The organism is Vibrio metoecus, assembly GCF_009665255.1.
Taxonomy (GTDB): domain Bacteria; phylum Pseudomonadota; class Gammaproteobacteria; order Enterobacterales; family Vibrionaceae; genus Vibrio; species Vibrio metoecus_B.
On sequence record NZ_CP035687.1, the window covers coordinates 14,240 to 31,925 of the forward strand.

At 42.0% G+C, this 17,686-nt stretch carries 24 protein-coding genes and 8 pseudogenes; 25 read left to right on the forward strand and 7 right to left on the reverse strand.

The annotated features are described in order from the left end of the window. Positions 1 to 28 precede the first annotated feature (28 nt). From EPB59_RS13430 to EPB59_RS13475, 11 genes and pseudogenes are all read left to right on the forward strand, one after another. Entirely contained in the window at positions 29 to 325 is a 297-nt protein-coding gene (locus EPB59_RS13430) for a Dabb family protein (RefSeq protein WP_154173269.1), read from the forward strand. Between the two features lie 218 nt (positions 326 to 543). Further along, on the forward strand, positions 544 to 807 hold the full coding sequence (locus tag EPB59_RS13440; RefSeq protein ID WP_154173271.1) for a hypothetical protein: 264 nt from the start codon (positions 544 to 546) through the stop codon (positions 805 to 807). Positions 808 to 1,036: 229 nt separating this feature from the next. Beyond that, on the forward strand, positions 1,037 to 1,417 hold the full coding sequence (locus tag EPB59_RS18440) for a hypothetical protein (protein WP_195707149.1): 381 nt from the start codon (positions 1,037 to 1,039) through the stop codon (positions 1,415 to 1,417). 654 nt (positions 1,418 to 2,071) lie between these two features. Beyond that, complete coding sequence (locus EPB59_RS18445) at positions 2,072 to 2,677, forward strand: hypothetical protein (protein ID WP_114967336.1); 606 nt, start codon at positions 2,072 to 2,074, stop codon at positions 2,675 to 2,677. 303 nt (positions 2,678 to 2,980) lie between these two features. After that, positions 2,981 to 3,152, forward strand: a pseudogene (locus tag EPB59_RS13450) (DUF645 family protein). 208 nt (positions 3,153 to 3,360) lie between these two features. After that, complete coding sequence (locus EPB59_RS13455) at positions 3,361 to 3,897, forward strand: GNAT family N-acetyltransferase (RefSeq protein WP_042989109.1); 537 nt, start codon at positions 3,361 to 3,363, stop codon at positions 3,895 to 3,897. Positions 3,898 to 4,032: 135 nt separating this feature from the next. Next, entirely contained in the window at positions 4,033 to 4,539 is a 507-nt protein-coding gene (locus EPB59_RS13460) for a hypothetical protein (protein ID WP_000393074.1), read from the forward strand. A 212-nt stretch (positions 4,540 to 4,751) separates the two neighbouring features. Beyond that, a complete protein-coding gene (locus tag EPB59_RS13465) occupies positions 4,752 to 5,141 on the forward strand; it encodes a VOC family protein (RefSeq protein WP_195707144.1) in 390 nt (129 codons plus the stop codon). A gap of 363 nt (positions 5,142 to 5,504) precedes the next feature. Further along, positions 5,505 to 5,564, forward strand: a pseudogene (locus EPB59_RS18895) (DUF645 family protein); the annotation flags it as partial. Continuing rightward, entirely contained in the window at positions 5,557 to 5,676 is a 120-nt protein-coding gene (locus EPB59_RS18900; RefSeq protein ID WP_316245870.1) for a cell shape-determining protein MreC, read from the forward strand. The pseudogene EPB59_RS18895 and the gene EPB59_RS18900, both read left to right, overlap by 8 nt. 163 nt (positions 5,677 to 5,839) lie before the next feature. Further along, complete coding sequence (locus EPB59_RS13475) at positions 5,840 to 6,382, forward strand: hypothetical protein (protein ID WP_241666239.1); 543 nt, start codon at positions 5,840 to 5,842, stop codon at positions 6,380 to 6,382. Positions 6,383 to 6,520: 138 nt separating this feature from the next. Here the strand turns inward: EPB59_RS13475 and EPB59_RS13480 are convergent, their stop codons facing one another. Beyond that, positions 6,521 to 6,799 (reverse strand): type II toxin-antitoxin system mRNA interferase toxin, RelE/StbE family, encoded by a 279-nt coding sequence (locus EPB59_RS13480; protein ID WP_000578473.1) that lies wholly within the window; start codon positions 6,797 to 6,799, stop codon positions 6,521 to 6,523. After that, on the reverse strand, positions 6,796 to 7,080 hold the full coding sequence (locus EPB59_RS13485) for a type II toxin-antitoxin system RelB/DinJ family antitoxin (RefSeq protein WP_000381186.1): 285 nt from the start codon (positions 7,078 to 7,080) through the stop codon (positions 6,796 to 6,798). Before EPB59_RS13485 ends, EPB59_RS13480 begins: the two co-directional genes overlap by 4 nt. Positions 7,081 to 7,274: 194 nt before the next feature. Between EPB59_RS13485 and EPB59_RS13490 the strand changes: the two genes are divergently transcribed. Continuing rightward, positions 7,275 to 7,790, forward strand: a complete 516-nt coding sequence (locus EPB59_RS13490) for a lipocalin family protein (protein WP_154173275.1) — start codon at positions 7,275 to 7,277, stop codon at positions 7,788 to 7,790. A gap of 125 nt (positions 7,791 to 7,915) precedes the next feature. On the opposite strand, the gene EPB59_RS13495 is transcribed toward EPB59_RS13490, so the two are convergent. Further along, positions 7,916 to 8,233, reverse strand: a complete 318-nt coding sequence (locus EPB59_RS13495) for a CcdB family protein (protein ID WP_000077449.1) — start codon at positions 8,231 to 8,233, stop codon at positions 7,916 to 7,918. Continuing rightward, positions 8,233 to 8,478 (reverse strand): type II toxin-antitoxin system CcdA family antitoxin, encoded by a 246-nt coding sequence (locus EPB59_RS13500; protein ID WP_001260801.1) that lies wholly within the window; start codon positions 8,476 to 8,478, stop codon positions 8,233 to 8,235. Before EPB59_RS13500 ends, EPB59_RS13495 begins: the two co-directional genes overlap by 1 nt. A gap of 285 nt (positions 8,479 to 8,763) precedes the next feature. Between EPB59_RS13500 and EPB59_RS18905 the strand changes: the two are divergent. From EPB59_RS18905 to EPB59_RS13550, 7 genes and pseudogenes are all read left to right on the forward strand, one after another. Continuing rightward, positions 8,764 to 8,814 (forward strand): annotated as a pseudogene (locus EPB59_RS18905) (hypothetical protein); the annotation flags it as partial. Beyond that, positions 8,808 to 9,044: pseudogene (locus EPB59_RS19045) on the forward strand (DUF3709 domain-containing protein). The pseudogenes EPB59_RS18905 and EPB59_RS19045, both read left to right, overlap by 7 nt. 425 nt (positions 9,045 to 9,469) lie before the next feature. Continuing rightward, positions 9,470 to 9,622, forward strand: a pseudogene (locus EPB59_RS18560) (DUF645 family protein). Positions 9,623 to 9,950: 328 nt separating this feature from the next. Beyond that, positions 9,951 to 10,187, forward strand: a complete 237-nt coding sequence (locus tag EPB59_RS13530; RefSeq protein ID WP_347233059.1) for a DUF3709 domain-containing protein — start codon at positions 9,951 to 9,953, stop codon at positions 10,185 to 10,187. 359 nt (positions 10,188 to 10,546) lie between these two features. Then, a pseudogene (locus EPB59_RS18565) lies at positions 10,547 to 10,597 on the forward strand (hypothetical protein); the annotation flags it as partial. Beyond that, a pseudogene (locus tag EPB59_RS13540) lies at positions 10,594 to 10,769 on the forward strand (DUF3709 domain-containing protein). The pseudogenes EPB59_RS18565 and EPB59_RS13540, both read left to right, overlap by 4 nt. A gap of 460 nt (positions 10,770 to 11,229) precedes the next feature. Further along, positions 11,230 to 11,466 carry a DUF3709 domain-containing protein gene (locus EPB59_RS13550; protein WP_347233059.1) on the forward strand — a complete coding sequence of 79 codons (237 nt, stop codon included), beginning with the start codon at positions 11,230 to 11,232 and terminating at the stop codon, positions 11,464 to 11,466. A gap of 249 nt (positions 11,467 to 11,715) precedes the next feature. Here the strand turns inward: EPB59_RS13550 and EPB59_RS13555 are convergent, their stop codons facing one another. Together EPB59_RS13555 and EPB59_RS13560 are read right to left on the reverse strand one after the other, a co-directional pair. After that, entirely contained in the window at positions 11,716 to 12,015 is a 300-nt protein-coding gene (locus tag EPB59_RS13555; protein WP_000802134.1) for a type II toxin-antitoxin system RelE/ParE family toxin, read from the reverse strand. Continuing rightward, on the reverse strand, positions 12,012 to 12,254 hold the full coding sequence (locus tag EPB59_RS13560) for a type II toxin-antitoxin system ParD family antitoxin (protein ID WP_001107720.1): 243 nt from the start codon (positions 12,252 to 12,254) through the stop codon (positions 12,012 to 12,014). The genes EPB59_RS13555 and EPB59_RS13560 overlap by 4 nt, the downstream gene beginning before the upstream one ends. A 429-nt stretch (positions 12,255 to 12,683) precedes the next feature. Here EPB59_RS13560 and EPB59_RS18580 point away from each other — a divergent pair. From EPB59_RS18580 to EPB59_RS13580, 4 genes and pseudogenes are all read left to right on the forward strand, one after another. Further along, positions 12,684 to 12,740: pseudogene (locus EPB59_RS18580) on the forward strand (DUF645 family protein); the annotation flags it as partial. 349 nt (positions 12,741 to 13,089) lie between these two features. Continuing rightward, positions 13,090 to 13,368, forward strand: a complete 279-nt coding sequence (locus tag EPB59_RS13570) for a DUF3709 domain-containing protein (RefSeq protein ID WP_347233060.1) — start codon at positions 13,090 to 13,092, stop codon at positions 13,366 to 13,368. A gap of 266 nt (positions 13,369 to 13,634) precedes the next feature. Further along, positions 13,635 to 14,150 (forward strand): GNAT family N-acetyltransferase, encoded by a 516-nt coding sequence (locus EPB59_RS13575; RefSeq protein ID WP_000343786.1) that lies wholly within the window; start codon positions 13,635 to 13,637, stop codon positions 14,148 to 14,150. Positions 14,151 to 14,305: 155 nt separating this feature from the next. Continuing rightward, positions 14,306 to 15,460, forward strand: a complete 1,155-nt coding sequence (locus EPB59_RS13580) for a DUF3800 domain-containing protein (protein WP_154173281.1) — start codon at positions 14,306 to 14,308, stop codon at positions 15,458 to 15,460. Between the two features lie 171 nt (positions 15,461 to 15,631). On the opposite strand, the gene EPB59_RS13590 is transcribed toward EPB59_RS13580, so the two are convergent. Then, entirely contained in the window at positions 15,632 to 15,868 is a 237-nt protein-coding gene (locus tag EPB59_RS13590; RefSeq protein ID WP_154173282.1) for an RNA recognition motif domain-containing protein, read from the reverse strand. Positions 15,869 to 16,132: 264 nt separating this feature from the next. Between EPB59_RS13590 and EPB59_RS13595 the strand changes: the two genes are divergently transcribed. Together EPB59_RS13595 and EPB59_RS13600 are read left to right on the forward strand one after the other, a co-directional pair. After that, positions 16,133 to 16,600, forward strand: coding sequence for a GNAT family N-acetyltransferase (locus EPB59_RS13595; protein ID WP_000702485.1), 468 nt, complete (start codon positions 16,133 to 16,135; stop codon positions 16,598 to 16,600). Positions 16,601 to 16,757: 157 nt separating this feature from the next. Next, positions 16,758 to 17,672, forward strand: coding sequence for a hypothetical protein (locus EPB59_RS13600; RefSeq protein WP_154173284.1), 915 nt, complete (start codon positions 16,758 to 16,760; stop codon positions 17,670 to 17,672). The last annotated feature ends 14 nt before the right edge of the window (positions 17,673 to 17,686 follow it).

The window sequence follows — 17,686 nt, forward strand, 5'->3', positions numbered from 1 at the left end:
GGCGGGCGTTAGCTGCTATCGAGAAAAGATGATTCGACATTTATTGATTATAAAATTTAAACAATCCGCAGACTCATTAGAAATTGAAAAGTTAAAAGGCTTGTTTGCGGCGATGCCGGAAAAAGTCGATGGTGTCCTTGCTGTTGAGTGGGGAGAAAACGATAGCCCCGAAGGCAAAAATCAAGGTTTCACGCATTCGGTTTTAATGACATTTGCCGACGAAGCGGGTCGTCAAAACTATTTGCCACATCCAGAGCACGACGCACTTAAGCAAGTGTTTCGCCCGTTGCTCGAAGACATCGTGGTTTTTGATTACACAATCTAGAAGTGGGTAGCGCAGCTAACAAACTGTTCAAGTAGATTCGGCATGCGTGGCATTTTGGGTTTGCGTTGGTTTTAGTGATGACGTAGTGTTGCGGAAGCTTTTGTAGTGCATGCCTCACTACTTAACAGGGCGTTATGTGCCTTTCATGTGAAGCGACAAACATTATGTGCAACCATTAACTTATAGAATGGCTAAAATTTCATATTTTAGAGGGTGTTATGGCTTTTAGCAGCAAGGTTAAAGTGGTGATTTCAGTGGTCGCTATAGCATTGTCTTCACTTTTACTGTCTCTTGATATGTTTGGTGTCATTCCATTTCTGGTTCTAGTTGTGTCATTTTTTACCCTAATTATTCAAGGTGGGCTGTGCCTTCTTGGGTACAAAAATGGTGACGTTTTCGATGCTTATCAAGACCTAGAAAGAACAGAAGCAACGGCACTAACTAATCTGTTCAAAGACAAGAAGGATTGTGAAAAACACTAACCACGGCACATAACAAACAATTTAAGAGGGATTCCCAACGCTTGGTATTTTTGCTTCTACTTCAAGTTTAGTGTTTATGGCACAATGCTTTAGGTTTGGGTGGTAGCGTTGCTCACCCCTTAATTGGGCGTTAAGTGTTCTTAGATTGGGTGCATTCTATACATTATGGTGGTTAATATAGAAAGCAAGCTGGCACGTACACAAGTTTAACTTCAATAGGAGATTTTATATGAACGAAGAGTGCCCCAAATGTGGAGCGAAATTTTCGGTAACTGAAATCGGTGGTGGTGGAATCTGTGGAGCTTGTCGAGAGCCAATTGATTGCCCTTACTGCCATGAAACTGTTAGAGAAGAGCGTACTACAGGAACATTTTCCTCGACACTTATAAAAGTCCCTAACAGCCTACTTTCTCGATATCTTGGTATTTCTGATGACGATTGGGAAGAAATGGGAGCTGAGCTTAATGCAAACACTGGCAATAGTGGTGATATGACTTACTGCTATTGGTTCATGGTTCCAGAGGATACTCCTGAGGAAATTTTGCATAAAACTGGTTGGAAAACTGGACAAATGATCGATGATATTCCCTTGGATGTTGTAGATAACTAAGGTGACTACTAAGAACTTATTCTGGTGCAAGAACACTTAACAAACGCCTCAAGAGGGACTGTCAACGCGTAGCGTTTCCAGTCCCAATGAGCCGCGGTGGTTGCAGTTGTTGTGTTTGAGTTTGGCGTTAATGCGTTGCCAGCCCCTTAGGCGGGCGTTAGCTTAAAACAATTAAAATCAATTGTTTGCTGCTTGTTCTTTCTTCCGTTGGCAGCTCGTTTAGGTTTCTCGGCAAATCGGCATTGTTTGCCAACGCGAGTTTTTAGCGGTTGTCTCAATTGAGTTTTCGGGTTGCGCGAGGTTAGCCAATTTGGCGCAAAGTCGCTGTGGAAGTTTTGCTTTCGCTTTGAGTTTTCCGAAAACGTGTTGTCAAAATTTACTGATTTTTAAAGCAAATGAACGGCCACAAAGCTTGAGCCAGTTCGGGTTTTAAAACTCAAGCGGTTTGTTGGTTTCTCAAATCGGGTTAATCTCAGCTTTGGTTAATCTAAGGTGCTGAAATTTAAGCTAACAAACTGCTTAAGCGGGATTCGCAATGCGTGGCATTTTTGGCATGCGGTGGGTTTCGTGATTCAGGCGGTGTGCGGTAGCTTTCGCAGTGCATTGCTCACCCCTTAGCAGGGCGTTATGCGTTTTATCGATTAGAGAAATATCGTGTTTGAGAAATTAATTGTTGTCATTTTAGGTGGTTTGTTCGGTTTTCTTTTAACCATTCTCAAAGAGTCTGCTGCTGAGAAAAAGTCAAAGGCAGCAGAAACTTACTACCTTTCAATTATTGTCACGAGTAGGATCGAGCAGTTTATTGTCGGTTGCCGTGAAGTAGTCACTGATAATGGTACCGTAGATCAGAATGGATACACTTACTATCATTCTCAGACCCCCAGTTTTACTCCATTAGAACTAGAAGTTGATTGGAAAATACTGCCTCAAGAGCTACTTTACGATTTGTTAAACCTGCCTCAATTGGTTCATGAAGCTAACTCATATATTTCAGCTGTAAGTGACTATGCAGCTACACCTCCTGATTTCGCGGAATTTTACGAAGCTAGAGCAACGAAATATGCTGCTTTAGGCTTATTAGCTATTCAAATGTCTGAGAAACTTAGAGAGTTAGGTGGCTTGCCAAAACGCAAAGTAGAAGTGTGGGGTGATCGGCAAACATTCTTACTATCTCTACATGAGACCGAAGAAAGAGAAATCATGCGAAGAGAGTTTCAGCAAAAAATGCTAGATTCTCTGAAAGCTCGAGCACACGCATAACAAACGCCTCAAGAGGGACTGTCAACGCGTGGCGTTTCCAGTCCCATTGAGCCGCGGTGGTTGCAGTTGTTGTGTTTGAGTTTAGTGGTAATGCGTTGTCAGCCCCTTAGGCGGGCGTTAGCTTCTTAAAGGCTAAAATCATAAAATCCAAACTTCTTGTTCTGAAAAATCAGCTTTTAGTGTTCAAATTGCACAATTTGGCATTTGAATTTTGCTAGATGGTGATTTGGTAGAAAGTGTTGGAAGTTCCGCAGTTTCAAAGCCGCTGAAAGCCAACAAGTCTCGATGCTTCAACGTTGTTGGATGTTCAACTCGGTTAACTTGGTTTCACAAAAAGCAGCATCGTCGCTGAAAGCGCGCTTTATTTGTCGGAAATTCGGTAAGTGGCCAACTTAACCTTGATCGCTGCGAGTTTTGGCAGCTCACTTCACAGCTTTTGGCGTTGGACGTGTGTTTGAGTGATGCTTTTGCGTAAAATGCATTTCAAGCAAGTGTGTTTAAAAAATCATTGGTAAACAATGGGCTACGAAGCTAACAAACGCCTCAAGAGGGACTGTCAACGCATGGCGTTTCCAGTCCCATTGAGCCGCGGTGGTTGCAGTTGTTGCGTTTGAGTTTAGTGTTATGCGTTGCCAGCCCCTTAGGCGGGCATTATGTGTCCTCAGTGAAAATAAGACGGAACTATGTTCATAGAATCATTAAAAATCAGGCTTCGCTCACTTGAAGTTGAGGATGCTGAATACTTTTATCAGTGGTCTGGTGATAGGGAAGTGACACAATTCAGCCTGTCAGCTTATGCCTATCCGCAATCTCGTTCAGATATTGCTAAGTGGCTGTCGGACATTAACTCAAGTTCAAAGACGATTTCTTTTGGTATCGAGTGTAGAGAAAGCCAAAAACTGATTGGTTATGCTGGTATTTCGGGGATTAGCTCCCTTAACCGAAGTGGTGAGTATTTTATCCTCATTGGTGATAAAGCATTTTGGGGTAAGGGGCTAGGAACAGAAGTCACGCGTTTAGTCACTAATTATGGATTCCGAGAGCTTGGTTTACATCGAATAGAATTGACCGCATATTGTGACAACGTAGCGGCAATCAAAGCGTATGAAAATGCTGGCTATCAACACGAAGGTATCAAAAGAGAATCGGGCTATCGCAATGGCCGATTCATGGACAAAGTCCAAATGTCCGTTTTATCGCGAGAGTGGCCGGCCACATAACAAACGCCTCAAGAGGGACTGTCAACGCGTGGCGTTTCCAGTCCCAATGAGCCGCGGTGGTTGCAGTTGTTGTGTTTGAGTTTAGTGGCATGCGTTGCCAGCCCCTTAGGCGGGCGTTAGGTGATATAGGCAAATATGGAAGAAACAGATTTTCTACAAGAACTTGCAGATGAGTTATCTGCTTTACCTGATCCGAGCTACTGGTTCTCAAAGCTAAGAGAAATTGAGGATAAATTGGGTAAAAATAAGCGTGATACCGTCGCTATATTAGCCAAAAGGGCGTGGCTCAAGAAGATATGCAATTCGTCCTATCCCTTACATCCTGATGTGAAACGAGATATAGCGTATAAGCGTTATTTTCTATCTGAGAGTGATAATCTGCTCATTTTGGCAACAATGATTGCTCTGATTGACGGTGATAACTCAGAAGAACGTTACAAGAAATGTAAACAAAACATTGAGAAAAAGTATGGTGAAGAAGCTTGGCTGAGAATACTCAGAACGGCGAGAAAGATAAATAATGTACTATCGAACTCAAGCTCAAATATACCTACTTCATTGAGTGTCATGGCTACACGAAGTGTGACTGTACAAGGTTGGGTACAGGATGAAAAACTTTCAAAGTTGCCTAAGCGCGTGTAATCACCTAACAAACGCCTCAAGAGGGACTGTCAACGCGTAGCGTTTCCAGTCCCATTGAGCCGCGGTGGTTGCAGTTGTTGTATTTGAGTTTAGTGGTAATGCGTTGCCAGCCCCTTAGGCGGGCGTTATAGCTTATCTCACATTTCAACCTAGACATTGCTCAATCGATGCCTCAGAGTAAATTCCGACTTTGCTCAACAAAAGGAACAAGTATGTTTAGTCACATCATGATCGGCTCAAATGATATTGAAAAATCAAAGGTTTTCTATGATGCCATATTGTCGGTGTTAGGTTATCCGGCGGGTGTTATTGACGCTAAAGGTCGCTGTCTCTACATAAACCAAGAGGGTGTACTTGGTATTACGAAACCAGTGAATGGCGAACCTGCGACGCATGGTAATGGGATGACAATTGGCTTTAAAGTTAGTAGTCCAGAGTTAGTAGAAGCATGGCATGCAGCCGGTTTAGCAAATGGTGGTGTGGCTTGTGAAGATCCTCCGGGTATCAGAGTGAGCGGACAAAGAAAAATGTATTTAGCTTATTTACGAGATCCAGCAGGTAATAAGCTATGTGCAACACATCATATTTCCACGGGCAACTAAAAGCACCGCTATAACAAACGCCTCAAGAGGGACTGTCAACGCGTGGCGTTTCCAGTCCCATTGAGCCGCGGTGGTTGCAGTTGTTGTGTTTGAGTTTAGTGTTAATGCGTTGCCAGCCCCTTAGGCGGGCGTTAGCTTCTTAAAGCAAAAATCATCAAAATCTGGGGTTAATTGCTTTGAAAACTCAGCTTTTATCATTCAAATTTCACAACTTGGCTTTCGAGTTTTTCTGATGCTGACTGGGTGAACGTGTTGAATGCTCAGCAGGTTCAAAGTCGCTGAAAACCCACAATCCTCGATGCTTCAAGGCTGTTGAATGTTCCACACAGCAAGTTTGGTTTCACAAAAGGCTGCATCATCGCTGTGATCTTGCTTTCTTTGTCGCGGACTCTTAACAGTGGCCAACTTAGCCTAGATCGTTTTAAGTTTTGTCAGCCAACTTCACAGCTTTTGGCGTTGGACGTGTGTTTGTGTGAAGCTTCTGCGTAAAATGCTTTTCAATCAAATGTGTTTAAAAATCATTGTTAAACAATAGGCTACGAAGCTAACAAACGCCTCAAGAGGGACTGTCAACGCGTGGCGTTTCCAGTCCCAATTAGCCGCGGTGGTTACGGGTGTTGTGTTTGAGTTTAGTTGTTGTGCGTTGCCAGCCCCTTAGGCGGGCGTTATGCCGCAATCAAAAATTTTGGATAAAGTTTATGGTAAGTATTTTCCTACAATTAGTGGGCATAAGAACAGCAAAGCAGAAAGAAAAGACGCAACGAGTTGTTGAATATATTGATACTTGTCTTGAGCATATGGAAAATATTATGGGCTACAAGAAAGATACCAATGAAGCTAGTGTTGAACAGTCTAGAAAATTTCTTCAACAAGCCTATCGAGAACTTCCACTACAGCTTGATGGTGTTGCATCAACAGTAGAGTGCGATGTCATTAAAAACTCAATCGCAAGTGCTCGAATCTACTATCACGCGGTTAAAGAGGGCAAGGTGTTAGATAGTAGTTTAGAGAATGACTATGAGTCACGATTTCAGTTATATGCTAATCATGTATATGACCAACAACTGTTTCGACAGAGTTCATATGAGACGTTTTTACGTCAGTTAGTCAAGGATAAGCGAGAGATCGATAAAGCCTACGTGAGTATGGAGTTGCAGAAAATTAAAGAAGTTTGCCAAGAAGACGTAGCTAGAATTATGTCCTTGAAAGAGCGGCTTAAAACTCGCAAAGCGGCGGCATAACAAACGCCTCAAGAGGGACTGTCAACGCGTGGCGTTTCCAGTCCCATTGAGCCGCGGTGGTTGCAGTTGTTGTGTTTGAGTTTAGTGTTATGCGTTGCCAGCCCCTTAGGCGGGCGTTAGTTGCCAGTCAGCAACAAATCAGTCGTTTGGAAATTTTTGTTTCTGATGTAGTACACGCATTATTCGAATTTTAGAACCATCAACCCAATACGAAACAATCATTGATATCTCAGGGATAATAAGCAATCTGCCTCGAATACCATCACGCTGAACCCCCATTAGTGGTTGCTCAAGCAAATTTTCGACTTTGGTTTCTATGAGCTCATCCGTTTTTTCAGCGGCTGCTGGGTTAAAGTCGTAAAGAAATTCGAAAATTTTCTCACGATCATTGAGAGATGCTTCTTCCCAGAAAATCATGCGTGACCTCGATTTCGGATTTTAGCTTTACGTTCAGCCATTCGCACTTTGGCGATGTCATGTTCAACGAATACCGCTTTTCCTGAGTCGAACTTCTCAAATGCTTGATTCACTTGTTCAGTTAGCCATGCATCGTGAGATAATGCCTTGCGTTGCTGTTCAGCTAATTGTTCAGTGAGTTCACGGCAAGCATCGCTAAGAGTCCGACCTTGGCTTTCAGCCATTTGTTGAGCTAAACGTTTTGTTTCTTCGTCTACACGAAATTGAATTCTAGTATCCATGGTGAGCTCCTTGATTGTGTGTACGAATGTTAGCACTGGTGTTGGGGTAGGGCAACTAACAAACGCCTCAAGAGGGACTGTCAACGCGTGGCGTTTCCAGTCCCATTGAGCCGCGGTGGTTACAGTTGTTGTGTTTGAGTTTAGTGTTATGCGTTGTCAGCCCCTTAGGCGGGCGTTAGGTATTTGGAGTTATCATGAGAGCTATCGTTTTGATTCTTTGCGCCGTTTTATTGAATGGCTGCTTGGGCATGCCCGAATCAGTAAAACCGGTGTCGTATTTTGAACTGAACAACTATTTAGGTAAATGGTACGAGGTTGCTCGACTCGATCACTCCTTTGAAAGAGGTTTAAGTCAGGTTACTGCGGAATACAGTGCTCGAAATGATGGTGGTATTTCGGTTCTTAATCGTGGCTATTCTGAAGAGAAAGGTGAGTGGAAGGAGGCGGAAGGTAAAGCTTACTTTGTGAATGGCTCAACAGATGGCTATCTGAAGGTTTCATTTTTTGGCCCGTTTTATGGCTCCTACGTAGTGTTTGAGTTAGACCGTGAAAACTACAGTTATGCTTTTGTGTCAGGGCCGAATACAGAATATCTGTGGTTACTTTCAAGAACGCCGACTGTAGAACGAGGCATTCTGGATAAGTTCATAGAAATGTCGAAAGAGCGTGGTTTTGATACAAATCGGCTCATTTACGTTCAGCAGCAATAAATACCTAACAAACGCCTCAAGAGGGACTGTCAACGCGCGGCGTTTCCAGTCCCATTGAGCCGCGGTGGTTGCAGTTGTTGTGTTTGGGTTTAGTGGTAATGCGTTGTCAGCCCCTTAGGCGGGCGTTATATGCCAGTAATCAAAAAGTCGATAGCAGCGATAATCTCATCTCTGAAAGTGCTTAAGTCTGCGACGGGCTCAACTAAGATTTTGGTTGGTACACTTGCCATCTGTTGAGTAAGAATGACAAAGTCACCTTGTTCAATGTGGATCGTTGGGCACAAATGGCTTGGTGCTTTCTTTTCTAGTAAATCAAGTGGTGTAAGTGGTATCACCAATCGAGTATTTAGCGTATTGAGCAGCTCACTTTGTACGTCAACAAAATAGGGATAAGCGGTAGACGTACTTTTGTCGAGATTTTCGTAAAGGGTAAATTGAGACATCAGAATACTCGGTATGAATCAGAAAAAAGGCCATGTTTCTCAGTAAGTTCGTTACAAGCTTCAATGGCTTCGGCATTTTGTTCTAACCATTCAGCTTTTAATCTAGAGGAAACTTCTTTTTCTAAGGCTTTTTCCATCGTAGCGGATAGATTGATATTAAGGCGTTTAGCTTCAGCAAGTAACTCACTGTTTAAGCTAAGATTGGTAGCCTTTTTGGGGGCTTGTGTACTAAACGTGGTTCTCATGAAGTTACTCCGTGCGTATTTTAAGTGCGCATTGATTATAGTGGTAAAAATGGCATATAACAAACGCCTCAAGAGGGACTGTCAACGCGTGGCGTTTCCAGTCCCATTGAGCCGCGGTGGTTGCAGTTGTTGTGTTTGGGTTTAGTGGTAATGCGTTGTCAGCCCCTTAGGCGGGCGTTATGCTTAATCCATAAAAATCAGCAGGTTGTGATTGTCAATTCCTTTGGCATTTCGTTCGGGTTTTGTCGGCAATTCAATATTGTTTTTCGCTGCCTAATGAAACGGCAATGTGTTTGGCGCTGTAAATTCCAAGTTATTGCCTCATTGGAATATTGAGTCTGCGCGAGTTGAGTTTTGCTCTTTCAAGTCGCTTTGAGCAGTTTGGTGCCTTTACTTACAGGCTAGAAGTTTGTCGGCAATTGAGCATTGTTTTTCGCTGCCTAATGAAACAGCAGTGTGTCTGTCGCTGTAAATTTTAGTGTCATTGCCTCATTCAGTTGTCGTGCACATGCGTGGTGAGTTGGTCTGTCGGAGAGGGTTTCCACATTGGCCTAGTTGCTAAATGAAAGCCTGCATTGGTCAGTGCATAGGTAAAAGTTGAGCCAGTTCTAATTCAAGGAAAGTCGAAGTTTAGCCAATGATTTCAGTGAGTTATTCTTGGGTTGGCTCAAATGTAAAGTGTTGAAGCTTAAGCATAACAAACGCCTCAAAGGGACTGCCAACGCGCGGCGTTTCCAGTCCCATTGAGCCGCGGTGGTTTCGGCTGTTGTGTTTGAGTTTAGTGGTAATGCGTTGTCAGCCCCTTAGGCGGGCGTTAGTTTCTATCTAGAAAAAATCATCAAAAGTTCAGATTCATGCCCTGAATAATCAGCTTTAAACGTTCAAGTCGCACTATCTGGCTTTTGAGTTTTTCCTGATGCTGATTTGGTAGAAAGTGTTGAAATTTCAGCTAGTTCAAAGTCGCTGAGAACCAACAAACTTCGAAGCTTCAATGTTGTCGGACGTTCAACTTGATCAGTTTGGTTTCATAAAAGGTTGAATCATCGCTGTGATCTGGCTTTCTTTGTGTGGACTCTTAACGTTTTGGCAGCCAACTTCACAGCTTTTGGCGTTGGACGTGTGTTTGCGTGATGCTTTTGCATAAAATTACTTTCAAGCAAATGAGTTTAAAAAGTCATTGTTAAACAATAGGCTACGAAACTAACAAACGCCTCAAAGGGACTGCCAACGCGTGGCGTTTCCAGTCCCATTGAGCCGCGGTGGTTGCAGTTGTTGTGTTTGGGTTTAGTGGTAATGCGTTGTCAGCCCCTTAGGCGGGCGTTATGCTTAATCCATAAAAATCAGTAGGTTGTGTTTATTGATTTCTTTGGCACTTTGTTCAGGTTTTGTCGGCAATTCAATATTGTTTTTCGCTGCCTAATGAAGCGGCAATGTATCTGGCGCTGTAAATTCTGAGTGATTGCCTCATTGGAATATTGAGTCTGCACGAGTCGAGTTTTGCTCTTTCAAGTCGCTTTGAGCAGTTTGGTGCCTTTACATACAGGCTTAAAGTCTGTCGGCAATTGAGCATTGCTTTGCGCTGTCTAATGAAACGGCAATGTGTCTGTCGCTGTAAATTTCAGTGTCATTGCCTCATTGAGTTGTCGTGCCCATGCGTGGTGAGTTGGTTTGTCGGAGAGGTTTTCCACATTGGCCTAGTTGCTAAATGAAAACCTGCATTGGTCAGTTCATAGGTAAAAGTTGAGCCAGTTCTAATTCAAGGCGATTCGAAGTTTGGTCAATGATTTCAGTGGGTTATTCTAGGGTTGGCTCAAATGTAAAGTGTTGAAGCTTAAGCATAACAAACGCCTCAAGAGGGACTGTCAACGCGTGGCGTTTCCAGTCCCAATGAGCCGCGGTGGTTTCGGTGGTTGTGTTTGGGTTTGGTTGTTATGCGTTGTCAGCCCCTTAGGCGGGCGTTATGCTTAATCCATAAAAAAATCAGTAGGTTGTGGTTGTCGATTCCTTTGGCATTTCATTCAAGTTTTGTCGGCAATTCAATATTGTTTTTCGCTGCCTAATGAAGCGGCAATGTGTCTGGCGCTGTAAATTCCAAGTTATTGCCTCATCGGGTTTTTGAGTCTGAGCGAGGTTAGTATTGTTGGCTCAAGTCGCTTTGAGCAGTTTGGAGCCTTTACTTACAGTCTGAAAGTCAGTCGCAATTGAGCATTGTTTTGCGCTGCCTAATGAAACGGCAATGTGTTTGTCGCTGTACTTTTCAGTGTTATTGCCTCATTGAGTTGTCGTGCTAATGTGTGGTGAATTGGTTTGTCGGAGAGGTTTTCCACATTGGCCTAGTTGCTAAATGAAAACCTGCATTGGTCAGTTCATAGGTAAAAGTTGAGCCAGTTCTAATTCAAGGCGATTCGAAGTTTGGTCAATGATTTCAGTGGGTTATTCTAGGGTTGGCTCAAATGTAAAGTGTTGAAGCTTAAGCATAACAAACGCCTCAAGAGGGACTGTCAACGCGTGGCGTTTCCAGTCCCAATGAGCCGCGGTGGTTTCGGTGGTTGTGTTTGGGTTTGGTTGTTATGCGTTGTCAGCCCCTTAGGCGGGCGTTATGCTTAATCCATAAAAAAATCAGTAGGTTGTGGTTGTCGATTCCTTTGGCATTTCATTCAAGTTTTGTCGGCAATTCAATATTGTTTTTCGCTGCCTAATGAAGCGGCAATGTGTCTGGCGCTGTAAATTCTGAGTGATTGCCTCATTGGAATATTGAGTCTGCACGAGTCGAGTTTTGCTCTTTCAAGTCGCTTTGAGCAGTTTGGTGCCTTTACATACAGGCTTAAAGTCTGTCGGCAATTGAGCATTGCTTTGCGCTGTCTAATGAAACGGCAATGTGTCTGTCGCTGTAAATTTCAGTGTCATTGCCTCATTGAGTTGTCGTGCCCATGCGTGGTGAGTTGGTTTGTCGGAGAGGTTTTCCACATTGGCCTAGTTGCTAAATGAAAACCTGCATTGGTCAGTTCATAGGTAAAAGTTGAGCCAGTTCTAATTCAAGGCGATTCGAAGTTTGGTCAATGATTTCAGTGGGTTATTCTAGGGTTGGCTCAAATGTAAAGTGTTGAAGCTTAAGCATAACAAACGCCTCAAGAGGGACTGTCAACGCGTGGCGTTTCCAGTCCCAATGAGCCGCGGTGGTTTCGGTGGTTGTGTTTGGGTTTGGTTGTTATGCGTTGTCAGCCCCTTAGGCGGGCGTTATGCGCCAAATATTGGGTTCACATCCATGCTCTTATGAAGAATTCGGATCACCCTGATTTGTTGGCTGCCGATTTGCTGATAAAAGATGACGTGGCTCCCTTGGGGAAATTTTCTGTATCCCTCTCGAATTTCATCGCATGATTTACCGATGTCGGGATTTTCCGCTAAAAGCCAAAAGGAATCATCGAATTGCTTTAAATAAACATTTCGCTGCTCTTTTCCCCAGCGTCGTTGAGTGAATAAAGCAATATCCCGTAAATCGGCTTTAGCGGCGACAGTAAGATTAAATGGTTTCATCGAATGTTTTCACTATCGAGTTCATTGATGAAGCTATCAAGGTCATAATCAGCATCACCACTTTGCTCACCTTCAACAAGTAATTGACGGAGTGACTGTAGTTTGGTTTCTTGGTTTTCGAGTAGACGTAGCGCAGAGCGAATGACTTCACTTGCTGAGCCGTAACGTCCACTTTGTATTTGGCTTGTAATAAAGCCATCGAAGTGTTCACCAAGAGTGATACTTGTGTTTTTAGCCATGAGCCCATCTCCATAAATACCAAAAAGTACCTAATTATGGTATCAAATGGCATTTTGGGCAAGGCGCGCATAACAAACGCCTCAAGAGGGACTGTCAACGCGCGGCGTTTCCAGTCCCATTGAACCGCGGTGGTTATGGCTTTTGTGTTTGAGTTTAGTGTTATGCGTTGTCAGCCCCTTAGGCGGGCGTTAGTTTCTCTCAAGAAAAATCATCAAAAATTCACGCACAAGGTTCTGAAAAATCGGCTTTTAGCGTTCAAATTGCACAATTGGGCTTTTGAGTTTTTCTTGATACTGATTTGGTAGAAAGCGTTGAAAGTTCAACAGTTTCAAAGTCGTTTTAAGCCATCAAATCTCGATGCTTCAACTCTGTTGGATGTTCAACACTCAAAGTTTGGTTTCGCAAATGGCTTCATCATCGCTGAAATTATGCTTTCTTTGTCGCGGACTCTTAACCGTGGTCAACTTAACCTTGATCGTTTTGAGTTTTGGCAGCCAACTTCACAGCTTTTGGTGTTGGACGTGTGTTTGTTTGATGCATTTGCGTAAAATGATTTTCAAACAAATGTGTTAAAAAGTCATTGTTAAACAATGGGCTACGAAACTAACAAACGCCTCAAGAGGGACTGTCAACGCGCGGCGTTTCCAGTCCCAATGGGCTGCGGTGGTTACGGCTGTTGTGTTTGAGTTTAGTGGTAGTGCGTTGCCAGCCCCTTAGGCGGGTGTTATGCTTAATCCATTAAAATCAAGTGTTTGTGGTTTTCGTTCCCTTTGGCATTTTGTTCAGGTTTTGTCGGCAATTCAATATTGTTCGTCGCTGCCTAATGAAGCGGCAATGTATCTGGTGCTGAAAATTCAGTGTTATTGCCTCATTGAAATGTTGAGCCTGCGTGGGGTGAATGTTGCTGGCTCAAGTCGTTTTGAGCAGTTTGGTGCCTTTACTTACAGGCTTAAAGTCTGTCGGCAATTGAGCATTGTTTTGCGCTGCCTAATGGAACGGCAATGTGTCTGTCGCTGTAAATTTCAGTGTTATTGCCTCATTGAGTTGTCGTGCCCATGCGTGGTGAGTGAGTTTGTCGGAGAGGTTTTCTACATTGGCCTAGTTGCTAAATGAAAGCCTGCATTGGTTAGTTCATAGGTAAAATTTGATTCAGTTCTAACTCAAGGAATTCGAAGTTTGGTTAATTATTTCAGTGGGTTATTCTTGATTTGGTTCAAATGTAAAGTGTTGAAGCTTAAGCATAACAAACGCCTCAAGAGGGACTGTCAACGCGCGGCGTTTCCAGTCCCATTGAGCCGCAGTGGTTGCAGTTGTTGTGTTTGAGTTTAGTGTTAATGCGTTGCCAGCCCCTTAGGCGGGCGTTATGCAGTTATTTGAGCATGGATGAAAAAGTGATTATTAGAAAAGTAACAGTCGAAGATGCAGAGTCAGTATTGTCATTAATGTACCAATTAGATCGAGAGTCTAAATTCATGCTGCTTGAACCAGAAGAAAGGACAACCACACTGGAGCAGCAAATCCAAATTATTCACTCATTCAATGATTCATCTAATAAGGTGATGTATTTACTGACCAATGATGAAAAGGCTTTTGGTTTCATTGTCGGTGTAGGTAATACAGCCAATCGCAATAAACACTGCATGTCTTTGGTCATTGGCCTTCTCCAAGCTGTTACAGGCCAAGGATTTGGAAAAGAATTAGTAAACAAGCTTGAAGGTTGGGCGATTTCTCATGGATATAGCCGGCTAGAGTTGACCGTAATGCAGCACAATGAGAGAGCTAAAAGGCTCTATGAGTCATGTGGTTTTGAAGTTGAGGGTTTAAAGCGCCATTCTCTGGTTGTCGATGGTGAGTATGTTAATGAGCTGTACATGTCTAAGCTATTAACCGCATAACAAACGCCTCAAGAGGGACTGTCAACGCGCGGCGTTTCCAGTCCCATTGAGCCGCGGTGGTTTCGGTTGTTGTGTTTGAGTTTAGTGTTAATGCGTTGCCAGCCCCTTAGGCGGGCGTTATATTTTTCAGTGCACTAAATAGAGAATTGAAGGAAATGGAAGTAGAATTTAGCGAGAACAATTACTCTTTATATTATGATGAATCCAATAATATCAGAAAGTTACTTCTTGATGGCGATGAGTACAATATTGACAATGATCCGAACCAAGATTCATCACCAATATTTGTCCTAGCGGGGATTGCTTTTAGTCAAGCAAGTCAAAGTGTAGATTTTGAAGATTTAAAGAAGCAGTTGTGTCTTCAAAAAGGGGCTACTGAGTTAAAGCTAGCCCAGATGATAAAAATTAGAGCAAAGTACACTCCCTCACAAGCATTTAAATATGCACTTGGCAGCAAAAGATTTAATACATTTTTTCAATACTTACTATCAAAGAAAGTATTTATTCATTATGAGATGATCAATACAGTCTATTGGTCATTTTTGGACATAATCGAAGATTTGATTCTTTGCACAGAAGACCCCAAAGATTATGCCAACCAGTTCATCTATAAGGATTGCTTGTATAGGCTCATCAAAATGGACAAAGAAAATTTTTTGTCATTGATGAGCCAATTTAACTATCCAAACATAGAAAAGAAGGACTCACTTAAGTTTCTCGAACTGCTAAGTGACTTAATTATGAGGAACCTCGCGGTAAAATTTTCCAAATCAGAGAGTGATCTAGATTTCAAAATGCTAAATTATTTGGGATTTTTCGTTTATAAGTGCATCAAACTATTTGAAGATAAGGTGAAGTTTGAACTGGTTTTCGATTTTAAGAAGGACATACTTATAGAAGACTTCTCCTTCTTCTATATTAATAGACTGAAAATGTTTCCAAACTCATTACATATTCTGGACAATGAGTTTGAAGTTGAAGAGAAGATAAATAGTGCAAGAAGTTATGATCCTGAACTGAATGGTTTATCGTTTTCATTTGTTGAATCAAAAGAAACAGAGAATTATTTGGTTCAAATGTCTGATGTAGTATCCGGCTTTATTCGTCTGTATTTTGACTTTCTCGAGTACGCATCTATTGAAGACGTAACAAACTTTGTAGCAGAGCTAAACCCACTGCAAGAAGAAACTTTAGGATTGTTTAAAAAATTACACGATCAATCTGTACAAGAAAGCCATATATTATTGCACCGAGTAATAGTTCCAATTGATGAACATAAAGCAACAATATTATTCGACAATGAAATATAACAAACTGTTCAAGAGGGATTCGCAACGCGTGGCATTTTTACTATGCGTTGTTTTTGGTGTTTAAGGTGGTATGCGGCAGCTTTGGTATTGCGTTGCTCACCCCTTAACAGGGCGTTATGCAGTTTTTTAGCAATAAAAAACCAGCATTTTCTGCTGGTCTTAGAATTTGCTTTATTGAGCTGCTTTGACTCGAATCTTACTTTTGGCAACGTTTGTCATATTCAGCGCTGCAATTGCAGTTTTTGCTTCTGAAGCCTCTGGCATTTCGACGAAAGCAAAGCCTTTCGATAGACCGGTTTCTTGGTCTAAAACGAGAGTGCATTCGGTCACAGAGCCGTGTTCAGAAAACAGTTTACGAATGTCGTGCTCAGTTGTGGTGCGAGCAAGGTTGCGAACTAAGAGTTTCATAGTTGTCCGTTGATGTAGAAATAACGGTGAGGATTGTCTCAACAAAGACAGTTGCCACCAAGCGATAGTTTGTTTTTACCGTAAAATAGCAGCATTTAAGGCAACCAACTGCATAACAAACGCCTCAAGAGGGACTGTCAACGCGTGGCGTTTCCAGTCCCATTGAGCCGAAGTGGTTTCAGCTGTTGTGTTTGAGCTTAGTGGTAGTGCGTTGCCAGCCCCTTAGGCGGGCGTTAGTTTACATATCAGATTCAGAGGACGAAAATGAAAATTAGATCAGCAGATGCGTCAGATTTAGACTCACTTTTGCGTCTTAATTATCAGATTGGAGTTATGCACTTTGAAAATGCACCTGAAGCATTTGTAAAACCGTCATCTGAAGAAAAAGAGTTCCTTCTTAAGGCTCTAAATGATCAATCAAGGCTGTTTCTTGTTGCAGAAATCTCTGGTGATGTTGTTGGCTTCGTAACAGCTACGGTAACTCAAAATGAAGCTATCCCGTTTTTAGTTAAAACACCAATTTGTCGTGTCGGCACAATTGTAGTTGATGAAAATGCTAGAGTTTCTGGTATTGGTACTCAACTCATGGCTCGATGTAATGACTGGGCTAAATCTCAGGGTGCTGAGCAAATTAGACTAGAGGTCATGGCTTTCAACAAGAGTGCGCAAAGCTTTTATGTAAAACTAGGCTTTGAAGAGCAGTCAAAAACAATGTGGAAAACTGTAAACTAACAAACGCCTCAAGAGGGACTGTCAACGCGTGGCGTTTCCAGTCCCAATGAGCCGAAGTGGTTACGGTTGTTGTGATTGAGTTTGGTGTTATGCGTTGCCAGCCCCTTAGGCGGGCGTTATGTTTCGGATAAAAGGTATTGTTACCTAGGAGGTAAATGTGACTGATGAAATTGATTCAATAAAGTACCTAACCAGTGTTCAATCTGAGATTGATGTTCATAAAAAGGGTATAAGAAATGTGCAAGTATTTATATCTGTAGTGTTTACAATCACAGCTGCCTATATAGGTAGTTTGTACTACAATCAAAATGTTATTTCATCGCAGTTTTCACTGGCATTAACTGAACTAAATAACAGCTTTGTACACCGAAACGACCTTCTTGTAAAAAAGCTTGATTCATCAAATAGTACTCTTTTAAAAGAGTTTGAAAAATATAATTCCTCGGTGGAAAAAATAGAAATTTCTGAAAATCTACAACGAATTGTAAATGAATTTACTGGTATTCGTAAATATCTAACAGTCGTTAATGAAAGAATCATCAAAGATGATTTAATCAACAAAGACGATTTGGAAGAGCTAATTTTAATTAGTCAATCGATACTGGCCAGATTAAAAAACATGCAAATGGAACCTTTTGAGAAAGTATCGACATTAATGGAGGGACATATTGAGTTGATTGATGAATTTGATTCGCTAGAACCTCCTGTAGTCGAAGTTATGGCGTTTTACTCAAGGGTAGAAAAACTAATAGGTGACGCTGTGGCAATAAAAAGCTCTGATTATTCTTTGTATATTTTTGTAAGCCTTTTTCTATTACTATTTGCAATTTCGATATCAATTTACAAGTACCACCATAATCAAATTAGCCGCTTGAATCGTGAGAAACATGACTTTTTAAAAGTTATTTTTATTGTTAATAGCGATCTTGGTGGAACTAGAACACATGATAACAGCTTAGTTGAAATGTTATTATCCAGTACAAGGGGGCAAACGCACGAATCTACTAATTTAACTAGCCCAGTTGCAAATTTGGTGGAAAATGTATCAGCTGGGTTAAAAAAGTCACCGTAACTTAGTATCAAGTT